This window comes from Levilinea saccharolytica, assembly GCF_001306035.1.
In the GTDB taxonomy this organism is placed as follows: domain Bacteria; phylum Chloroflexota; class Anaerolineae; order Anaerolineales; family Anaerolineaceae; genus Levilinea; species Levilinea saccharolytica.
On the sequence record NZ_LGCM01000014.1, the window covers coordinates 37986 to 57500 of the forward strand.

The 19515-nt window shown below is 63.1% G+C and carries 14 protein-coding genes; 9 read left to right on the forward strand and 5 right to left on the reverse strand.

Annotation, left to right across the window (positions count from 1 at the left end):
* The first annotated feature begins 123 nt into the window (after positions 1 to 123).
* Positions 124 to 2226 (forward strand): acetate--CoA ligase family protein, encoded by a 2103-nt coding sequence (locus ADN01_RS02970; protein ID WP_062416984.1) that lies wholly within the window; start codon positions 124 to 126, stop codon positions 2224 to 2226.
* A gap of 59 nt (positions 2227 to 2285) precedes the next feature.
* Here ADN01_RS02970 and ADN01_RS02975 read toward each other — a convergent pair whose 3' ends face one another.
* Both ADN01_RS02975 and ADN01_RS02980 read right to left on the reverse strand, forming a co-directional pair.
* Positions 2286 to 3263 carry a hypothetical protein gene (locus tag ADN01_RS02975; RefSeq protein ID WP_152974002.1) on the reverse strand — a complete coding sequence of 326 codons (978 nt, stop codon included), beginning with the start codon at positions 3261 to 3263 and terminating at the stop codon, positions 2286 to 2288.
* Between the two features lie 52 nt (positions 3264 to 3315).
* A complete protein-coding gene (locus ADN01_RS02980; RefSeq protein WP_062416982.1) occupies positions 3316 to 4761 on the reverse strand; it encodes an AbgT family transporter in 1446 nt (481 codons plus the stop codon).
* Between the two features lie 136 nt (positions 4762 to 4897).
* On the opposite strand from ADN01_RS02980, the gene ADN01_RS02985 reads away from it, so the two are divergent.
* From ADN01_RS02985 to ADN01_RS03000, 4 genes are all read left to right on the forward strand, one after another.
* Positions 4898 to 5587, forward strand: coding sequence for a PilZ domain-containing protein (locus tag ADN01_RS02985; RefSeq protein ID WP_062416981.1), 690 nt, complete (start codon positions 4898 to 4900; stop codon positions 5585 to 5587).
* Entirely contained in the window at positions 5584 to 6849 is a 1266-nt protein-coding gene (locus ADN01_RS02990; protein WP_062416980.1) for a DedA family protein, read from the forward strand. The genes ADN01_RS02985 and ADN01_RS02990 overlap by 4 nt, the downstream gene beginning before the upstream one ends.
* Positions 6850 to 6871: 22 nt before the next feature.
* Entirely contained in the window at positions 6872 to 7780 is a 909-nt protein-coding gene (locus tag ADN01_RS02995) for a DMT family transporter (RefSeq protein WP_147238961.1), read from the forward strand.
* Between the two features lie 98 nt (positions 7781 to 7878).
* Positions 7879 to 8667: a head GIN domain-containing protein gene (locus ADN01_RS03000; RefSeq protein ID WP_062416978.1), complete on the forward strand. Its 789-nt coding sequence runs from the start codon at positions 7879 to 7881 to the stop codon at positions 8665 to 8667.
* A gap of 84 nt (positions 8668 to 8751) precedes the next feature.
* Here the strand turns inward: ADN01_RS03000 and ADN01_RS03005 are convergent, their stop codons facing one another.
* From ADN01_RS03005 to ADN01_RS19575, 3 genes are read right to left on the reverse strand one after another with little or no spacing between them, the layout of a single operon-like run.
* The gene (locus ADN01_RS03005; RefSeq protein ID WP_062416977.1) at positions 8752 to 11193 is read right to left on the reverse strand and encodes a hypothetical protein; all 2442 of its coding nucleotides are present in this window, start codon (positions 11191 to 11193) and stop codon (positions 8752 to 8754) included.
* Between the two features lie 48 nt (positions 11194 to 11241).
* Positions 11242 to 12459 (reverse strand): winged helix-turn-helix domain-containing protein, encoded by a 1218-nt coding sequence (locus ADN01_RS03010; protein ID WP_062416976.1) that lies wholly within the window; start codon positions 12457 to 12459, stop codon positions 11242 to 11244.
* Between the two features lie 26 nt (positions 12460 to 12485).
* Complete coding sequence (locus ADN01_RS19575) at positions 12486 to 13052, reverse strand: 2'-5' RNA ligase family protein (protein WP_062416975.1); 567 nt, start codon at positions 13050 to 13052, stop codon at positions 12486 to 12488.
* A gap of 265 nt (positions 13053 to 13317) precedes the next feature.
* Here ADN01_RS19575 and ADN01_RS03020 point away from each other — a divergent pair, with 265 nt between their 5' ends.
* From ADN01_RS03020 to ADN01_RS03035, 4 genes are all read left to right on the forward strand, one after another.
* A complete protein-coding gene (locus tag ADN01_RS03020) occupies positions 13318 to 13935 on the forward strand; it encodes a LysM peptidoglycan-binding domain-containing protein (protein WP_062416974.1) in 618 nt (205 codons plus the stop codon).
* Positions 13936 to 14034: 99 nt separating this feature from the next.
* The gene (locus ADN01_RS03025) at positions 14035 to 14559 is read left to right on the forward strand and encodes an NUDIX hydrolase (RefSeq protein WP_062416973.1); all 525 of its coding nucleotides are present in this window, start codon (positions 14035 to 14037) and stop codon (positions 14557 to 14559) included.
* A gap of 206 nt (positions 14560 to 14765) precedes the next feature.
* The gene (gene nifJ / locus ADN01_RS03030) at positions 14766 to 18347 is read left to right on the forward strand and encodes a pyruvate:ferredoxin (flavodoxin) oxidoreductase (RefSeq protein WP_062416972.1); all 3582 of its coding nucleotides are present in this window, start codon (positions 14766 to 14768) and stop codon (positions 18345 to 18347) included.
* Between the two features lie 17 nt (positions 18348 to 18364).
* The gene (locus ADN01_RS03035) at positions 18365 to 19369 is read left to right on the forward strand and encodes a dihydroorotate dehydrogenase-like protein (RefSeq protein WP_062416971.1); all 1005 of its coding nucleotides are present in this window, start codon (positions 18365 to 18367) and stop codon (positions 19367 to 19369) included.
* Positions 19370 to 19515 lie beyond the last annotated feature (146 nt).

The window sequence follows — 19515 nt, forward strand, 5'->3', positions numbered from 1 at the left end:
AGAGTCAATATGCTTTCCGCTGGATTCGGCCTTTTATTGGTTTTCTTTCCGAAACTCCGTATAATGATCTCAAGTTTGGCAGCGCGGTTCACCCACACCTTACCCCCCCAGCCTGGAGACTGCATGAGCGATCCTTCTCTTGTCCCCTTTTTTCAGCCGCAAGGCGTGCTGATCATCGGCGTATCCCGCGACCCCACTAAGCTGGGCTACGCCCTGGCCCGCAACCTGGTGCAAAGCGGCTACGGCGGCGCCATTCATTTCCTTAACCCCAAAGGCGAAACCCTCTTTGGCCGCCCCATCCACACCCGCGTGGCGGATGTCCCCGACCCGGTGGACCTGGCCGTGGTGCTGGTTCCGCCGCCCGCCGTGCCCGACACCCTGCACGCCCTGGGGCAGCGCGGCATCCAAGCGGCCATCCTGGCCACCGGCGGATTCCGCGAAACCGGCCCCGAAGGCGCCGCCCTGGAACAGCGCTGTGTCGAAATTGCCCGCTCCTACGGCATCCGTCTGGTGGGGCCCAACTGTGTGGGCCTGATCAACACGCATCTGCCCCTGGACACCACCTTCCTTCAGCCGCCACCGCCGCCCACCGGCGAAATTGCCTTCCTCTCCCATTCCGGGGCCATCTGCGCCGCCGTCATTGATTGGGTGCGCGGGCAGGGCATCGGCCTGTCCCATCTGGACAGTCTGGGCAATCAGGCTGACCTCTCTGAAAGTGATTTCCTCCAGCCGGTGGCCGAAGACCCCCACACGCGCGTGATCACCCTGTATCTGGAAGGTGTGCAAAACGGCGCGCAGTTTGTGGAAAAAGCCCGCCAGGCCGCCCGCCTGAAACCGCTGGTAGCGCTGAAGGTGGGGCGCTTTGAGGCCGGCCGCCGCGCCGCTGCCTCGCACACGGGCGCGCTGGCCGGGGCCGAAGCCGCCTTCGACGCCGCTTTTGCCCGCGCCGGGGTGCTGCGGGCCAACACCACCGAAGAGATGTTCCAATGGGCGCGCGCCCTGGCCTGGTGTCCGCTGCCAAAAGGGCGCAATGTGGCCGTGCTCACCAACGCGGGCGGCCCCGGCGTGACCGCCGCCGACGCGCTGGAACAGGCCGGGCTGACTCTGGCCCAGCTGGCCCCCCACACCGAAAGCGCCCTGGCCGCCCTGCTGCCCGCCGCCGCCAGCACCCACAACCCCGTGGATATGCTCGCCTCGGCCACCCCCGAACAGTACGCGGGCTGCCTGCGCCTGCTGCTCGACGACCCCGGCGTGGATATGGTGCTGTTCATCACCCCGCCGCCGCCCCCCGCCACCACCGGCGGGGTGGTCAAGGCCGTCATCCCCATCGTGCAGACCTGCGACAAACCTGTGGTGGCCGCGCTGATGGGCGACCGCCAGATTCAAGAGGGCGTCGAGCTGGCCCGCGCCGCGCGCATCCCCGAATACCGCTTCCCCGAAGCCGCCGCTTCGGCCCTGGGCGCACTCTGGCAGCGGGTTGTGCTCTTGCAGCGCCTGGAGGAGGCCATCCTCACCCCGGCCGCGCTGCGGCCCGAAGCCCTGCAGGAGATGGTGCAGGGCACCCCCGCGGGCGAGTTCTTCCCCGCCGAAACCGCCGCCGGGCTGATGGAAGCCGCCGGGCTGCCCACTCTTCGCATGCCCCTGGCCCACAGCCCCGCCGAAGCCGCCCAGTTGGCCGCCGAATTGGGCTTCCCGGTGGTGCTCAAGCTGGCCTCGCCGGATATCTCGCACAAATCGGATGTGGGCGGGGTGGTGCTGAACCTTAACACGCCCGAGGAGGTGGAAGCGGCCTACGAGTTGGTGTTCCAGCGTGCCCGCGCCGCCCGCCCCGAAGCCCATCTGGAAGGCGCGCATTTGCAGCGCATGGTCGGCGCGGGTCAAGAAGTGATCCTGGGCGTGGTGCGCGACCCCCAATTTGGCCCGCTGGTGATGTTTGGCTCCGGCGGCGTGGAGGTGGAAGGACTGAAAGATGTGGCCTTTGCCCTGGCTCCGCTGACCCGCGAAGACGCCGAGCGCATGATCGAGCGCACATGGGCCGGGCGCAAGCTGGCGGGCTTCCGCAGCCTGCCCCCCGCCGACCGTGAGGCCGTCATCCAGGCCCTGCTGCGGTTGGCGCAGCTGGCCGCCGCCTGCCCGGAGATCGCCGAGGTGGAAATCAACCCCCTGCGCGTGCTGGCCCCTGGGCAGGGCGCCGTGGCCGTGGATATCCGCGCCCGCAAAGCCTGAGCCGTTCATCCCTTTAAATCAAAAAGAGGCCGGGGTCTAGAACCCCGGCCTCTTTGTGTTTACGGCTGGCTGATGAAGCGCCAGACCGTGTCCAGGGACTGCAGGGCGGTCAAATTTCGCACCGGCCAGGCCTGCTTCATCATTTGCGGATCGTCAAAAAAGCTCTGGGCATAGGTCAGGTGAAAGCCGTCGCCCCACAGCCCGTGCGAAGGCAAAGGCTGCACCGCCGCCCAAAAATTCCACAGCGGCAGGTCAAAATCATAGGCCACGCGCGCCACAGCGGCATTAATGCGGTGCTCGCCTTCCAGGTTGTCGGCTTTGGTAGCCAAAATGGGTACAATCCCGCGCTCCACAAAAAAGGTCACCACCTGACGCAGATAATCTTCATACAAGCTCACCGGGCGGTTGCTCCACCATTGTTCCATGCTGATGAAGACGATGGAAGGGTTGTGCAGGCGCGTCTCACATTCCAGGGGGGTCTCGCCCTTGGCGCACACGGCTGGGTCGCTCTTCAGCGGGCTGAGCACCGAAGCCACATTAAACCCGCCGCGCACCGCCGCGCTGCGGCGGCTGTAGCTGCCCTGGAACTGGGTGATGGCCCCTTCCAGATCGGTGTGTTCGCCCAGGCGGTACTTTTGGGGGTCGTCAAACACCCCCAGAAAATACGTATCCACGTTTTGGCAGTCGCCCACCTTAGAAAAGGCCTGCGGGTTGGTGCCCGCCGCCAGGCCGCGCTGATACAGGGCGCGCGCGCTTTCGCCCACCTCTGGGATCACCGGCCACTCCTGCCAGCGCTCCGGCGGCAGGGCGTGGGCATTGGCGGGGGTGGCGCTGGGCTCAGGCAGTCGGGTGGGGGGCAGCGCCGCTGTGACGCTGAGAAGGGGCAGGGGGGTGGGGGCAGCCGTGGGGGCAAGGGTCGGGCGGACCGCCGCGGGCGCAGCGGCAGGCATCGGGGTGGGCGCTTCAGGCCCAGCCGCACAGCCCGCCAGCAGCAAACCCAGCAGCGCCAGGCCCAACATCCATCGTCCAGGGGTCATTCCACAGCACTCCTTCTCGTCATGCGAATCGCCCCATTGTACCATCCCCGGCCTAAAACGGCCCCAATTTGAGCACCACCGCCAACCATAAGAACACCAGCGTCACCGGCAGCACCACCGCCCAAAGCGGGGCTGTCCAGCGCATCCAGCGCGAATAGCGCAGGTTGGCCAGCCCCAAAACAATCAGCAGCACCGGATTGGTGGGGTAGGCCAGGTTGGAAAAGCCGTCGCCAAAGCAGTAAGCCGTAACCGCCACCTGACGGGTGACGCCCACCAGGTCGGCCAGCGGCAGCAGCAAAGGCATCAGCAGCACAGCTTTGGCCCCGGCTGAACCGATGAAAATCTCAATCACCAGCGCCAGGGCATACACCAGCAGGGCCGCCGAAAGCGGGGTGGCCCCCTGCAGAGCCTGGGCCGCGGCGTTTAATATGGTGTCCATCACCCCGCCCTGGGTGATGATGAACTTGACGCTGCCAGCCATCAGAATCAGCGGTATGCCGGGGGCCAGACCCAACATGCCCTGACCCAAGGCCGCCCACACCCGGCGCGGTTCACGGCCAGAGAGCAGCCCCGCTCCCAAGCCCGCCGCAAAGAACAGTACCCCCACCAACGGCAGGGAATAATCTGAAAGGCCCGGCACAATCGGCCCCAGAACCAGTACCAGCACAATCACCCCCACCCCCATCCCAAACCACAGCACCGCCCTGCGGCGCACCGGCGCGCCCCCGGCGAAATCGCTCGTGCCAAAACGCCCGCGGTGCTCCTGATCTTCGCCAAATACCAGCGAGCGCTGCGGACCGCGTTCAATACGGCGCGCGTAACGCGTCAGAAACACAGCCACCAGGACATACACGATCAGGAAGAAGGGCAGCCGGAAGAGCGCGCCCGAAAACAGGGGCAGCCCGGCCAGCTTTTGGGCCACGCCGATGCTGAAAGGGTTCGAGATGGCCGCGCTGAAGCCCATGTTGGTGGCTAAAATGCTCATGCCCAGCCCCACCAGCAGGTCCCAGCCCAGCGAATAGGACAAAGCCACCATCAGCGGCACCAGCGGCACCACCTCTTCAAACAGGCCGAAGAAGGCCCCCATGGCCATGAAAAAGAAGGTCAGCACCCACAGCAGCACGTATTTACGCGCCCCAAAGGCGCGCACAATGCGCCCCAGGGCGGCCTGGAGGATGCCCGAATCATCCAGCACAGCAAAGCCCCCACCCACCAGCAGGATAAACACCGCGATGGTGATCAGCACCAGAGCGTCTGGCCCGCCCAACACCTCCAGCGGCGCGGTCAGCCAGCGCCAGGGAGCGTAATCGGGGCGGGGCGTGGGCTGGTAGGAGCCGGGCACAATCACCTGGCGGCCGGCCTCCTCAACCCGCGAAAAGCTTCCCGCGGGTAAAACCCGGGTCAAAATCCCCGCCGCCAACATTAACGCCAACAAAATAAACACCGATTGACTAAAGGCGCGCGCCGAAATGGTCGTCCCAGCATGCTTATCGCTCATGTTTGTCTCCTTGAGTAGATGATGGGATAAGTGTACACCCGCGGTGCAGCGCCTGGCCCGTTTTTTTACCCCCCATTAAGGCATTCTCCTTTATAATGTCAGCGGTGTCCGACCCCACGGGCCAAGGAGCATCCATTTGAACGAACGTATTCTTCAAGAGCTGCGGCGGCTGGTCGCGCAAAATCAACCTATCCAGGTGCTTAGCTTTTACCAGGAATTTCCTATCACCTCGCCCCTCATCCTCAACCGCTTCGCGCAGGGAGTCCTCCAGGCCAACGTTCAAGGTCCGGGCGCGGTGTGCCTGTGCTGGCAGTCGCAGGTGTGGCTTTTGGCGGCCCCCCCGCTGGAAGCCGTCAAAGCCCGCGTGCTCTCCTTTCACCTGCCCAGCGGCCGGGTGGAACTGGACGCCTTTTCGCAAGCCAGCAGCGCCATCAGCCGCCGCATGGTGGTGCGGGTGGCCCCGCCCGAACCTCTGGCGGTGGATTTATTGGATGTGCAGAAATCATCGCCTGCCCTGCTGACCGACATCTCAATGGACGGCGCCGGGCTGATGGTGCCCGTACAGCCGCCGGTGAAGATCGGCCAAAACCTGCACCTGCGCATACACTTTCCCCAGGGCGAGGTGGAAGCCCGCGCGCAGGTGAACACCCTCACCCAAAAAGGCGGTCATCTGCGCTTGAGTACGGTTTTCACCGGCCCCGTCACCCCCAAAACCGCCCTGCTGCAGTACATTGCCGAGCGCCGCCGTCAGCTCACCGCGGAGCTTGAGCAGCTGTATCAAGAGCGGCTGAAGCAGTGCGCCGATGAAGAGGCGGGCAGCTTATGATGGTTCAAATCCTCGAATTCCTGCGCCATATCATCGAAAGCATCATCCTGCAGATGGGCTACCCCGGCATCGCCCTGGTGATGTTCCTGGAGACGGTTTTCCCCCCGATTCCCTCTGAACTGGTGCTGCCGTTTGCTGGTTCGCTGGCCGCCGCCGGGCGCTTCTCCCTGCCCGCGGTGATCCTCATCGCCACCCTGGGGGCGCTCAGCGGGGCGGTGGTTTTTTACCAGTTGGGCGCGCGCGTCCCCGAGGCGCGGCTGCGCGGCTGGGTGCGGCGCTTTGGGCGCTACGCACTCATCTCAGAACAAGACCTCGATCACACCCTGTCGTTCTTCCAACACCGCGGCCCGCTGGTGGTTTTCTTTGGCCGCCTGATGAGCCTGGTGCGCAGCCTCATCTCCATCCCCGCGGGCATGTTCCACATGCCGGCTGGAAAATTCCTGCTGTATTCGGTCCTGGGGACGGGTTTGTGGAATCTGGTGCTCTCCCTGGCGGGCTACTGGCTGGCCGAACGCTGGGCCGAGGTGCTGGTGGTGGTGGAAGCCTGGGAAGATACCCTGCTGATCCTGCTGCTCATCACCGTCCCGCTGCTGTTCTTCCTGCGCCGCTTCCAGCGCCACCGCCGCGACCAGCGCATCCGCGCCGGCAACCTGCCGCCCGCCACGCCCTTGCCAGCCGAACGCCTGCGCGCCTTTTCACAGGTATGGCAGCCGCGCGCCCAGGCCGCCGCCCAGGCCCAGGATGTGCCCGCCGCTCTGGTGCTGGCCGTTCTGCTGGATGAAGCCCAGCGCTACGACCGCTGGGACCGCCTGCAGGACGCCGCCATGCGCCTGGTACTGGGCGCCCCCCGCGCTTTTCAGACCCTGCTGCGGCGCGTGTGGCAGATCCTGAGCGGCAAAGCGCTGGAAGACCAATCCTTCGGCCCCTCCCAGATGACCCTGCGCGTGCAGCGGGAATTGACCGAAAGCCAATACCTGCCCGCGCTCACCGAACCCGGCTGGCAGGGCCTGCTGCGCCGCGGACAGGACGAGACTCAGGCCGCCCATCTGGTGGCTGCTCGTCTGCGGCAAATCCGGGATCACTGGCAAGCCCAGGGCGTTGACCTCAGCCAGCAGTGGGATGTGTTGGGAACGCTGTACAGCATCGGTCTTACCAGTGAGCGCGGCATCCACGCCCACCCCCAGGCCAACCACCGCGGGCAAGCCATCGCCGCCGCCGCCCAATCCTCTCCCCTCGCCGGGCCCCTCACCGACGGAGCCTAGCATCCCTCAAGGAAGGTAAGCATTGTCACTCCTCATCACACGCTACATGGGCGAACTGGCAGCCTTGGCAGCTGCCATGATCTGGTCGGTCTCTTCCATGATCTGGGCACAGTTGAGCCGCAAACTAACCGCCCTGGAGCTAAACCTGCTCAAGGGCGTGCTGGCGGGGATCATGTTCCTGGGGGCGATGGCCGTTTTGGGCGAATTTGTGAACCAGGTTGCCCCGCTGGCCTTCATCCTGCTGTGCATCTCCGGCTTCATCGGCATCGGCCTGGGCGACACGGCTTACATGAAAGCCCTGCAGGCCATCGGCGCCCGCCGCACCCTGCTGATGGGCACCCTGTCGCCGCCTATGACCGGCATCATCGCCTGGATCTTCCTTGGCGAAACCCTGCCCCTGCGCGCCTGGGTTGGCATTCTCATCACCATCCTGGGCGTGGCCTGGGTCATCACCGACCGCACCCCGCAGCCTGAAAACGCCCCCAACAACTTGCGCGCCGGGATTATCTTTGGGCTGATCTCCGGCCTCACCCAGGCGGTCGGCTCGGTGCTCTCACGCTTCGCCTTCATGTACACCGATATTTCCCCCCTCACCAGCGCCCTGATTCGCATGTCGGCCGGTTCGCTGCTGCTGATTGTGTGGCTGATCACCCTGCGCCAGCCGGTGCTGCAATGGGTGCGCCAGCCGGGGGCCGCCAAATTGTGGGGGTTGATCCTCATCGCTACCTTCAGCGGGGCCTTCATCGGCATGTGGCTGCAGCAAGTTTCGCTCGACCGCGCCCTGGCCGGGGTCAGCCAGACTCTCATCTCCACCAGCCCTCTGTTCGTGCTGCCCGTGGCCGCGCTGATGGGTGAAAAGGTGAGTGCGCGCGCAGTGGTGGGGGTGCTCATCGCCCTGGTGGGGGTGGGGCTGCTGTTTGGGGCGGGCTAACCCCCCTGGTCATCCGGCCAGTTTTTGGCCAAATGTGCAACGAACGGCGTAGAGGCGCGTATATACTGTAGAACCAAAATCTACAGGAGTGTGTTTCTATGAAAATTCGTATTTTTGCTGCATTAACCGTACTGGCCCTGACTTCATTGGCCTGTTCGTTCAGTATGGCCCCCGTCAACATCGATACCGACAAGATCGTTGAAGATATCACCACCCGCATTCCCGACGGCATCAAAGGCTCCGGCAATCTGGTGACCGAATCGTACCCGGTCAGCGGCTACGATCAGATCTACTTTGGCGGCGTCGGCAAGCTGAATCTGGTGCAGGGCGATGAAGAAGGCGTCACCCTGGAAATTGATGACAACCTGCTCCCTTACGTCATCGTGGAAGTCCGCGGCAGCACCCTGCACATCGAATTTGAAAAGAACTTCACCATCACCAACACCATCCACGTTGAATTCACGGTCAAGGTCAAAGATCTGAAATCGCTGGAACTGGCCGGGTTTGGCGACGTGCAGGCCGATCAGCTGCAGGCCGATGACCTCAGCCTGACCCTCAGCGGCGCGGGCAACCTGGAAGTGGATGATTTGCAGGCTCAGAACGTGGATATGCGCCTCTCCGGCTTCGGGGCTATGCGCCTTCAGGGGCAGGTCGAGAGCCAGAATGTGACCCTTTCAGGCGCGGGCGATTATCAGGCTGGGAAGCTGCAAAGCGCCAAAGCCGATGTGCGCCTTTCGGGCTTCGGCAGCGCCACCCTGTGGGTGACGGACGAACTGGCTGTGGATCTGACCGGAAGCGGCAACCTGGAATATTACGGCACGCCCAAGGTCACCCGCCAAAACGTGGACGGCTTCGGCCGCGTGCAAAGCCTGGGCAGCCAGCCCTAGAGCCTGACTGTATGTAAGAATCAAACGAGACCGGCCTGAGGGTAAACCAGGCCGGTCTCGTGTTTTGATTCGTTCAAGGCGGCCTCAGCCGCCGTCGCGGCGCAGGAAGCTCCACCAAGTGCGCTGGGGGGCGGTGCGGCGGCCCCACTGCTCTTCCAAATGTCCCTGGCTCAAGGCGTTCAGGCGCGACACCAGCTGGGCGCGGTTCATGCGGATGGTATCCGCCTCGCGCTGCACCTGTGCCGCCCGCCGGTGGATCTGTTCCAGCTCTTCCACGGCGCTTTGGGGCTTGCGGCGCGCCAGCGGCTCGGCGAATTGGGTCATGTGATCCTCTTCCTGCACCAGGCGCATGCGCTGGGTGGAAAGCACATCCGTGTTGGTGTTGCCCGACACCCAGGGCAGCTGGGGCAGGGCTTCTTCGGCCCGCAGCAAAGCCGCCCGCGCCGCCGTCAGGGCGCCGGCGGCGGCTGTCTGCATCTTTTGGGTACGGTCCACATCCTGCGCAGCCCGTTCCAACACCCCGCGCAGCTGCCCGCGCAAGGCCACCCCGCGGTCGGCATAGGCGCTCATGCGGTTCAGGCTGAGGTGCGGAACCCCGTCCACCTCGGCGATCCACTGGTTCACCGGCGTCACCCGCCCGCGCAGCAGCTCTTCAAAGTCCAAAAGGCGGTCCTGGCTGTAGCGCTCCACATCCTGCAAATGACCGCGCATATCTTCCTGCAGCTCGCGCACCAAAATGGTGACCTCTTTCAGCGCGCGCTGATAATCGTTGTGTATGGCCGCAGCCTGCTGGCGCAGCTTTTCGGCCTCATCCAGCAGCCCGCCGTAATTTTCACCCGCCAAATTGGCTCGGCGGCGCAGCTCGGCGTGAGTCTGCAAGCACTGTGCGGCGCGGGCGGTCAGGTCGGGCAGGCCGTTTTGGCGCACAAAGGGAATTTCATCAAAGATGGTGAAGGCCAACACTTCCAAACAACGTTCGCGCTCGGTGCGTTCCTGATCCACGGCCGCCTGGGCGGTGGGGTAACCTTCATCCAGCTCTTCATAGGCGCGCTGCACCTGGGCCATGCTCTCCAGCAGCTCGGCAAAGCGGCTTTCCACCACCTCGGGCGAGCTTTCCACCAGAGACCAGTTGCCGTGCAGCCGCGCCAGGGCGTCGCTGAAGCCCACCGCACGCCCGCGCTCCTGGTACACCGGGTGGCAGGCCTGCAGCCGCCGCAGAAGCAGCCCCGCGCGCTTTTGCTGAAAAGTGACCCGATCGGCTGTAAAGCGCTGACGCAGGGCCTCAAAAGCCCGCCGCCGCTCTTCAAAGGCGCGGCGTTCACGGCGGGCGGCCTCAATCGGCAGCAGCCGCGGCATACGCAGTTCTTCCAGGCTTTCGGTGCGCTGACGAGCGTTGAGCCACAGCAAATCCTGGCGCATCTGGCGCGCCAGGGCCTCGGAAAGGTCCATGCGGTAGCGCGCAGCGGGGACGGCCGACAGCCAGCGCGTCTGGTAGGCCAGTTCCTGATCTACCTGTTCGCAGTCCGCGGCGATGCGGTTGCGTTCGGTCAGCAGCTCGTTCAGTTGGGTTTCGAAATCTGCAACTTCCTGAACGAAATCGCGCAGGCGGGCTTCCACCGTGTGGTAATCGCCCGCGTCCAGGGCAGTTTCCAGCCGCCCCAGTTCCTGCATCAGCCCATCTAAGGCCACCGCGTTGGCTTTGGCAGGGCGGCGCACAGTTTCTTCGGCCAGGGCCTGCTGCAAACGGCTGAGGGACAGTCCCGCCATCTCCAGGCGCGGGCGCAGCAGAGCCTGGCGCTGTTCATGCTGCGAAAGCTGGGCTTTGATTTCATTTAATTGAAAGGCGCAGCGCTGGTTCAGCTTGTACGCTTCCACCACCTGAAAAGGGGTGGGCTGCACACCGTCCAGCAATTGAAAGGCGTGATCCAGGCATTGGGCGGTTTCTTCGAGGCGTTCGTACACCAGAGCGATGGCGGCCGCATAAGGCACATTCACGGCCTCGCGCAGCAGACTGTGGGCTTCATTCCGGCGCTGATCCACCGCGGTGCGCAGCTGCTCATCCATCCCCGCCAGGCGTGCCGAAAGCAAACGGGCCTGCTCCAGCATGTCCGCAGTCCGCTGCGACCAGCGGCGCATGCGCCGCTGTCCCCAGGCGTGGCGCAGGCGTTGGGCGGCTTCCACTGGGCTGGCCAACACCCCCCAGCGGATGGGGCGCTGAGTCAGGTCGCCCGCCGCGGGCAGCCCCGCCGCGCGGCGAATGTGGGCCAGGGTGACCAGGCCGTCCTGAACAGCTTTTTGGGTGCGCACCAGGGTGGCGGCGTAGGGGTCTTCTAAAGCAGTCGGCAGGCTGCGGGCAATTTGCAGCAGCTCGCGGCGCTGATCTCGGGCCAGGGTGAGAATCTCCAGCCGCTCTTGATCCCGTGCCAAAGCGCGGCTGCGCGCCGCCAGAACCACGGCGCGCACCCCCAAAACGCCCACAGCCAACGCCGCGGCGGCCACAGCAAGCAGGAGAGCAGCAATCTGCATGAGGTTATTGTACGCGAAATCTGCTGGATAATGCGCTTAAAACTCAGACTAATTATCGAAATTCTCAACAGAAAGGGCCGCCGCCAGCACCGCCGGAACCTGTTCGCAGGGCTGAACGCGGTCGGCCGAGCGCCAGGCCGCGCAGGAACGCAGCGAACGCGCCAGGCGAGCGGCACGGGCCTCATCCATCTGCACTCCCTCTTCCAGGAAGAACGAGCGGATCTCCAAAATGCGCTCTTTGCGGTGCAGCTTGGCATCCAGGCGGCCAATCAGCTCGCCGCAGTCCAGAATGGGCAGTGAAAAATAGCCGTAGCGCCGCTGGGGAGCAGGCAGGTAACATTCGATGGTGTAATCGAACCCAAAAAATTCCTGAGCGCGGCTGCGGTCCCACACCAGCGGATCAAAAGGCGAAAGCAGGGCGGTATGGGTGGGCACCAGCTGGCCCGCGGCTGCCTGCTGAAGGCGTTCCTGGTGCGAGGCGTGCACCCAGCAGACATCATCCCAGCCCTCCACCGCCACCGGCAGCAGCAGACCGTCCTGCGCGGCGGCTTCCAACACCGCCTGCATGCCGTTCTTCTTCAGGCGGTAATAATCCGGCACCCAGCGCGAACGGGCCACCCCCAGGGCCTGCACCGACTTGAGCGCGAAGGCGCGCAGCGTCTCGTCCAGGGACGGGGTGTGCTCATCGCGCCAATCGGGCAGCACGCGCTCGCGCAGGTCGTAAACGCGCTGAAACCCCTGTCGGCGGGCAATCATCAGCTCTCCGGCGGTGTGCAGCCGTTCCAAAACCAGCTTCTCTTCCTTCCAATTCCACCAGCCCCCCTCTGGGCGGTTGGCAGCCTCAAAATCCGCCGAACGCAGCGGCCCCTCCTGGCGGATGCGGCCCAGCACCGCCTCGGCCGCATCGCGGTGTTCCTCCAGCCAATCGTCCACATTCCACCAGCCGCGCAGGCGGTCCACCATCATGCGGCGGAAATAGGGGTAATCTTCAATGGGGATGAAGCAGGCCGCGTGGGCCCAATACTCAAACAGATGCCCTTGGGCCAAAGCGTCTTCCAACCAGCGCGGATCATACGGCCCCAGGCGGCTCCACAGCACCAGATAGGGGCTGCGCGCCACCACCGAGATGGTGTCAATTTGCAGCACGCCCATGCGGCGGATGGCGGTCATCACGTCTTCCGGTGCGGCGGGGGCGCTAGGCGGGGTCAGCAAGCCGAGGGCTGCCAGATGAAGCGCGCGGGCAGCGGAGCGAGACAGTTGCAGCATGGTTCATCCTCCAGCAGCGGGTGGAATCAGGATAAGGGGAAAACGCCAATCGCGCGCCAGGCCAGGTCGCTTTTGCCGCGCTGCATGAGCTGCAGGGCGCGGATGGGAGCGGTGAAACGGCGCAAATGCCATTCACTGCGCTGCAGCTCGCTGAGCATGGCCTCAGCCTTTTTGGGCTTCAGACGCATGGCCAGCGTCAGATGCGGGATAAACTCGCGGTGCTTATCCGTACCCAAAACGTCCATCAGCCGCGCCCGCACGGCCAGCATTTCGGCCGAAGGAACCGCCTGCAGGTAGACCACCGGATTGGCGCCGGTGAAGATATTAACACCCCCCAGGGTCAGCTCAAAAGCGGAAAGCTGCGGGGCCAGGTCGCGCAGCGCGCGCAGGGCGGCAGCCTCGTTGGCCGGGGTGGGCGGGCCAAAATGCCAGTAGGTTCCGGCCAGGGTCACATGCGGCGGAGTGATGCGGGCGGTCTTGGAATCGTACTGTTCACGCAGGGCCTGAATGCGCACCGCCAAGTCGCCTTCCAGGAAGGCGCCCACGAAAACGCGGTAAGCCAGCGGGCTGTCGTGTTCATATAAGGAAGACATTCCCAACAACCTCCCGTTCCCACACCGAGGAACGCTTCTTGCAACCCTTTTGGGCAGTGTTCCCCCTATTCTACCCGATGGTTCCGCGCCTGGCGGAAACTGGAGGGGGAAAATATCGCCTGGGCTTTGCGCTTGACGCTTTTTGTGGGTTATGCTACTATGGTCAAAAGTTCCATTTATGACCAACCTGCATGAAAATACCAGACTCCGGCGTCCGCAATTGTCCGCGCCAGTCCTTAAGGCCAGAAGAGAAGGAGAAACAGCTATGAACAAAAGAGGATTTAGCCTGCTCGCAACCGCAGTCATCCTGGTTTTGTTCCTTTCCGCGTGTACGCTGTCCGCGTCGAAGGCGCCAGAAGTCACCCCCACCGCCGAAGGGGCTTTTCCGTTTCCGGTGGAAACGCAGGGCAACCTGCTGGATGAATTGATGACGCAGACGGCCATGGCCAGCGGCGAAGGACCGAAAGCGGCGACCACCCCTGAACCTGAGTTAGAGCCCACCGAAACGCCCGAACCCGAAATCGCGGCGGTCATCCCCACCCTGGAACGCCCCAAGAGCTACACCTTGAAAAAAGGGGAATGGCCCATCTGCATCGCCCGGCGCTTTGATCTGAACGTGGCCAGCCTGCTGTCCTTGAACGGCCTGGGCATGGACTCGAAGCCGGGGGTCGGCACGGTGCTGAATATCCCGCAGAGCGGCTCGTGGGATTCGGGCGCGCGCGCCCTGAAAAGCCACCCCACCGATTACACGGTGAAAGCCGGCGATACCATCTATACCATCGCCTGCGCCTTTGGGGATGTCTCTCCGGAAGGTATCGCCGCCGCCAATGGGTTGGAATCCCCCTACACCCTCACCGCGGGCAGCACCATCAAGATTCCGTAAGCCGCAAAACCGTAACCATCGAGTATACTTGGGCGGGGGCCTTTTGCCCCCGCCTTTGCACGCCCACAACCTGAAGTCCCACATTCAAAGGAACCGGCGATGAAAATTCTCGCGCGCAAAACCACCTATCAGACCCGCGCCTTTAACATCCAGACGGTGGAGTTGGAGACTCCCGACGGCCGGCGCCGCAGCTATGATCTGGTGGATCACCGCGATTCCATCAGCATTGTGCCGCTGGACCCGCAAGGGCGCATCCTGTTTGTGCGCCAGTTCCGGCTGGGCTGCGCCGGGCCGCTGTTGGAGCTTCCGGCGGGTGTGTTGGAAAGCGGGGAAGACCCCCACAGCGGAGCCGCCCGCGAAATCCGCGAAGAAACCGGCATGGCCGCCGATGAGTGGGTGCGGCTGGGCGAATTTTACCTGGCGCCGGGCTATGCCAACGAGAAAATGACCGTTTTCCTGGCCCGCAGCCTGCGCCCCGACGCGCTGGCAGCGGATGATGACGAATTTTTGGAGCTAGTGGCCCTGCCCATCGCCGAGGCCTATGCCCTGGCGCACAGCGGCCAAATCCCCGACAGCAAAACCCTGGCGGCCCTATTCCTGGCGGAACCCTTTTTGAAGGGATGAATCCGATTGTGACAGGAAACGTACAATTTGGTGATCAATAGTACTATTTGATCCCACGGGTTCAGGATACACTCTGAAGTTGAATGTTTAGACAGCTTTCCAGAATGGAGCTGTCGCATTCGTGTGTATCCCGCTGGTGCGGGCTGCGTACCTTGAATCGTATAAGACCATTCCAATGGTCACATTTCGTTTATGGAGTGATGCTCATGACCCGAGAATTGATCACCATTGATGCAACCGAAGCCGTTGCGCGGGTAGCCTACCGCGTCAACGAGGTGATCGCCATTTACCCGATCACCCCCTCCTCCGGGATGGGCGAGTTTGCAGACGCCTGGTCCGCTGCCGGCGTCAAAAATGTTTGGGGAACCGTCCCCATGGTTGTGGAAATGCAGTCCGAAGGCGGCGCGGCCGGTGCAGTACACGGCGCGCTGACCTCTGGCTCGCTCACCACCACGTTCACCGCTTCGCAGGGCCTCTTGCTGATGATCCCCAATATGTACAAGATCGCCGGCGAGCTGACCCCCACCGTCTTCCATGTTTCTGCCCGCTCCCTGGCGGCGCAGGGTCTTTCCATCTTCGGCGATCATTCCGACGTCACCTCTGCCCGCTCCACCGGCTACGCCATGCTGGCGTCGCGCTCGGTGCAGGAAGCCCAGGATATGGCGCTGATTTCGCAGATGGCCACCCTGGAAGCGCGCATCCCCTTCCTGCATTTCTTCGACGGCTTCCGCACCTCGCATGAAGTGAACAAGATCGAGCTGCTCAGCGATGACGACATCCGCAGCATGATTGACCTGGATCAGGTCATTGCCCACCGCAAGCGCGGCCTGTCGCCCGACCGCCCGATGATGCGCGGTACCGCCCAGAACCCGGATGTGTATTTCCAGGGCCGCGAGACGGTGAACCCCTTCTATAACGCCTGCCCCGAAATTGTCCAGAAGGCAATGGATAAGTTTGCCCAGGTCACCGGCCGCAAGTACAACCTCTTTGACTACGCGGGCGCCCCGGATGCCGAGCGCATCATCATCGTGATGGGCTCTGGCGCCGAAACCGCCGAAGACACCGCCCTGTACCTGAATCAGAAGGGTGAAAAAGTGGGCGTGGTCACGGTGCACCTCTACCGGCCTTTCTCCCTCAAGCACCTGCTGGCGGCCCTGCCTGCCACCACCCGCAAGATTGCCGTGCTGGACCGCACCAAGGAACCGGGCGCGAACGGCGAGCCGCTCTACATGGATGTGATCACGGCCATCAACGAAGGCCTGGCCTCTGGCGAAGCGCCTTTCAAGAGCCTGCCGCTCATCGTGGGCGGACGCTACGGCCTGTCCTCCAAAGAGTTCACCCCCGGCATGGTCAAACGCATCTTTGACGAACTCAAGTCCGACCAGCCCAAGAACCACTTCACCATCGGCATTATCGATGACGTCACCTTCTCCAGCCTGGACGACTACGACACGGACTTCTCCATCATGGATGATAAGACCGTGCAGTGCCTGTTCTTCGGCCTGGGGGCTGACGGCACCGTGGGCGCCAACAAGAACTCCATCAAGATCATCGGCGAAGAGACCGACAACCACGCCCAGGGTTACTTCGTGTACGACTCGAAGAAATCCGGTTCGGTGACCATTTCGCACCTGCGCTTTGGCTCCAAGCCCATCCGCGCGCCCTACCTGATCGGCAACAACGATGCCAACTTCGTGGCCTGCCACCAGTTCAGCTTCTTGGAGCGCCTGGATGTGCTCAAGTATGCCAAACCCGGCGGTGTTTTCCTGCTGAACAGCATCTACAACGAAAACGAAGTGTGGGATAAGCTGCCCGTGGAAGTGCAGAGCGCCATCATCAACAAGAAACTGCGCTTCTATGTCATTGACGGCTACGAAGTGGCTCACAAAACGGGCATGGGCGGCCGCATCAACACCATCATGCAGACCTGCTTCTTCGCCATCAGCGGTGTGCTGCCGCGCGACGAAGCCATCGCCCAGATCAAGAAATCCATCAAGAAGACCTACGGCAAGCGCGGCGAGGCTGTGGTGCAGAGCAATTTCGAAGCGGTGGATTCCACCCTGGCGCACCTGCGCGAGGTGAAGGTTCCCGCCCAGGTCACCAGCACCGTCACCCGCCGCCCGGCGGTTTCCGATAAGGCCCCTGAGTTCGTTCAGAACGTGCTGGGCAAGATGATCGCCTCGGAAGGCGACAGCCTGCCCGTCAGCGGCATGCCCGTGGACGGCACCTTCCCCACCGGCACCACCATGTGGGAAAAGCGCAACATCGCCCTGGAGATCCCAGTTTGGGAACCCGACCTGTGCATCCAGTGCGGTAAATGCGCCTTCGTTTGCCCCCACGCTGTCATTCGCCAGAAGGTGTACGCCCCGGCGGAACTGGAAGGCGCCCCGGCGACCTTCAAGCATGTGGACGCCAAGTTCAAAGAAATGCCCGGCATGCTCTTCACCATCCAGGTGGCGCCCGAAGACTGCACCGGCTGCGCGCTGTGCGTGGAAGTCTGCCCGGCCAAAGATAAAGCCCAGGTGGGCCGCAAAGCCATTAACATGGCTGCCCAGCCGCCCCTGCGTGAGTCGGAACGCGAGAATTGGGAGTTCTTCCTCACCCTTCCCGAAACCGACCGCACCCAGTTTGAGCCTGGCACGGTGAAAAATTCCCAGCTCTTGCAGCCGCTCTTTGAGTTCTCCGGCGCCTGCGCGGGCTGCGGTGAAACCCCCTACGTCAAGCTGCTTTCGCAGCTGTTCGGCGACCGCTCGTTGGTGGCCAACGCCACGGGCTGCTCCTCGATCTACGGCGGCAACCTGCCCACCACCCCGTGGGCCTTCAACCACGAAGGGCGCGGCCCGGCCTGGTCGAACTCGCTGTTCGAAGACAACGCCGAGTTTGGCCTGGGCATGCGTCTGACGCTGGACAAGCAGGGCGAATTCGCGGCGGAACTGCTGCGCGACCTGTCAGCCAAGGTGGGTGATCAGTTGGTCACCGCCATCCTGGAAGCCGATCAGAAGACCGACGCCGGTATTGCCGCCCAGCGCGAACGGGTGGCTGCCCTGAAGGCCGCCCTGCAAGGCGATAAAGACCCCAAGGCCGTTTTGCTCCTCAGCCTGGCTGATTTCCTGGTTCGCAAGAGCGTTTGGATCCTGGGCGGCGACGGCTGGGCCTACGACATCGGCTACGGCGGCCTGGATCACGTGTTGGCCTCTGGGCGCAACGTCAACGTGCTGGTGCTCGACACCGAAGTCTATTCGAACACCGGCGGTCAGGCCTCCAAAGCCACCCCGCGGGCGGCTGTGGCCAAATTTGCCGCCAACGGTAAGGGCATCCCCAAGAAAGACCTGGGCATGATCGCGATGGCCTACGGGTACGTGTACGTGGCGCGCGTGGCCATGGGCGCCAACGACCAGCACACCCTGCGCGCCTTCCTGGAAGCCGACCGCTACGATGGGCCTTCCCTGATTATCGCCTATTCGCACTGCATCGCCCACGGCATTGACATGCGCAAGGGCCTCGAGCAGCAAAAACTGGCTGTGCAGTCGGGCATCTGGCCGCTGTTCCGCTACAACCCCGCCCTGATGGACGAAGGCAAAAACCCGCTGGTGATCGATTCGAAAGATCCCACGGTGCCGGTGGAACAATACGCGTATAATGAAACCCGTTACCGCATGTTGGTGCAGAGTGACGAACACCGCGCCGAAATGCTCATGCGCCAGGCACGCAGCGACGTGCAGAAGCGTTGGGAGCTGTACCGGCAAATGGCCGAGATCGAATATAAGGCTCATGAGGACAATCAGTAGTCCAGGAGGATAAGCGCATGGTAGACCTGAGCACACAATATTTGGGTTTGCAGCTGAAAAACCCCTTGGTGGCGTCCGCCTCGCCCCTGTCGAAAAAAGTGGATACCGTCCGCCGGTTAGAAGACGCCGGGGCCAGTGCCGTGGTGATGTACTCGCTGTTTGAGGAGCAAATCTCTCACGAAAGCCGCGCGCTGGATCATTTCCTCAGCACCGGCACCGAATCCTACGCCGAAGCGCTCACTTACTTCCCCGACATGCAGAGCTACAACATCGGCCCAGAAGGCTACCTGTCGCTCATTCAGAAGATCAAAAGCGCGGTCAGCATCCCCGTCATCGGCAGCCTGAACGGCATTTCGACCGGCGGCTGGGTGGACTACGCCAAAAAGATCGAGGAAGCTGGCGCCGATGCGCTGGAACTGAACATTTACTATGTGCCCACCAGTCTGGACCTGACCGCGCAGGAATTGGAACAATCCTACGTGGATTTGGTCACGGATGTGCGCAAGCAGATCCACATCCCGCTGGCGATCAAGCTCAGCCCGTATTTCACCGCGCTGCCCAACCTGGCCAAACGGCTGGCGGGGGCCGGGGCCAACGGTCTGGTGCTGTTCAACCGCTTCTACCAGCCCGATCTGGATGTGGAAACCCTGGAAGTGGTGCCGAACCTGGTGCTGAGCACGTCGGATGAGCTGCGCCTGCCGCTGCGCTGGACGGCCATCCTGTACGGGCGGGTTCAGGCCGATCTGGCGCTGACCAGCGGCGTGCACACCGCTCAGGACGTAGTCAAGGCGGTCATGGCTGGGGCCAAGGTCACCATGCTGGCTTCCGCCCTGCTGCATCACGGTGTGGGGCATTTAACCCACCTGTTAGACGGGCTGTCGCAGTGGATGGAAACCTACGAATATACTTCCATCCAGCAGATGTGCGGCAGCATGAGCCAGCAGGCCGTGGCTGAACCGGCGGCTTTTGAACGCGCCAACTACATGAAGGCCCTGCAAAGCTTTGACAGCCGCAAGTACTAGAAACACACGCTGACGTTCAAAAAAGCCCTGGTGAAAGCTGCCAGGGCTTTTTTCATATCTGCTGTATATTCATATAGAAGGGAAAAGAAAAAACTCCCCCAGCAGGTAAAGACTGGGGGAGTTGATCTTCAAACGAATGAAGGAAG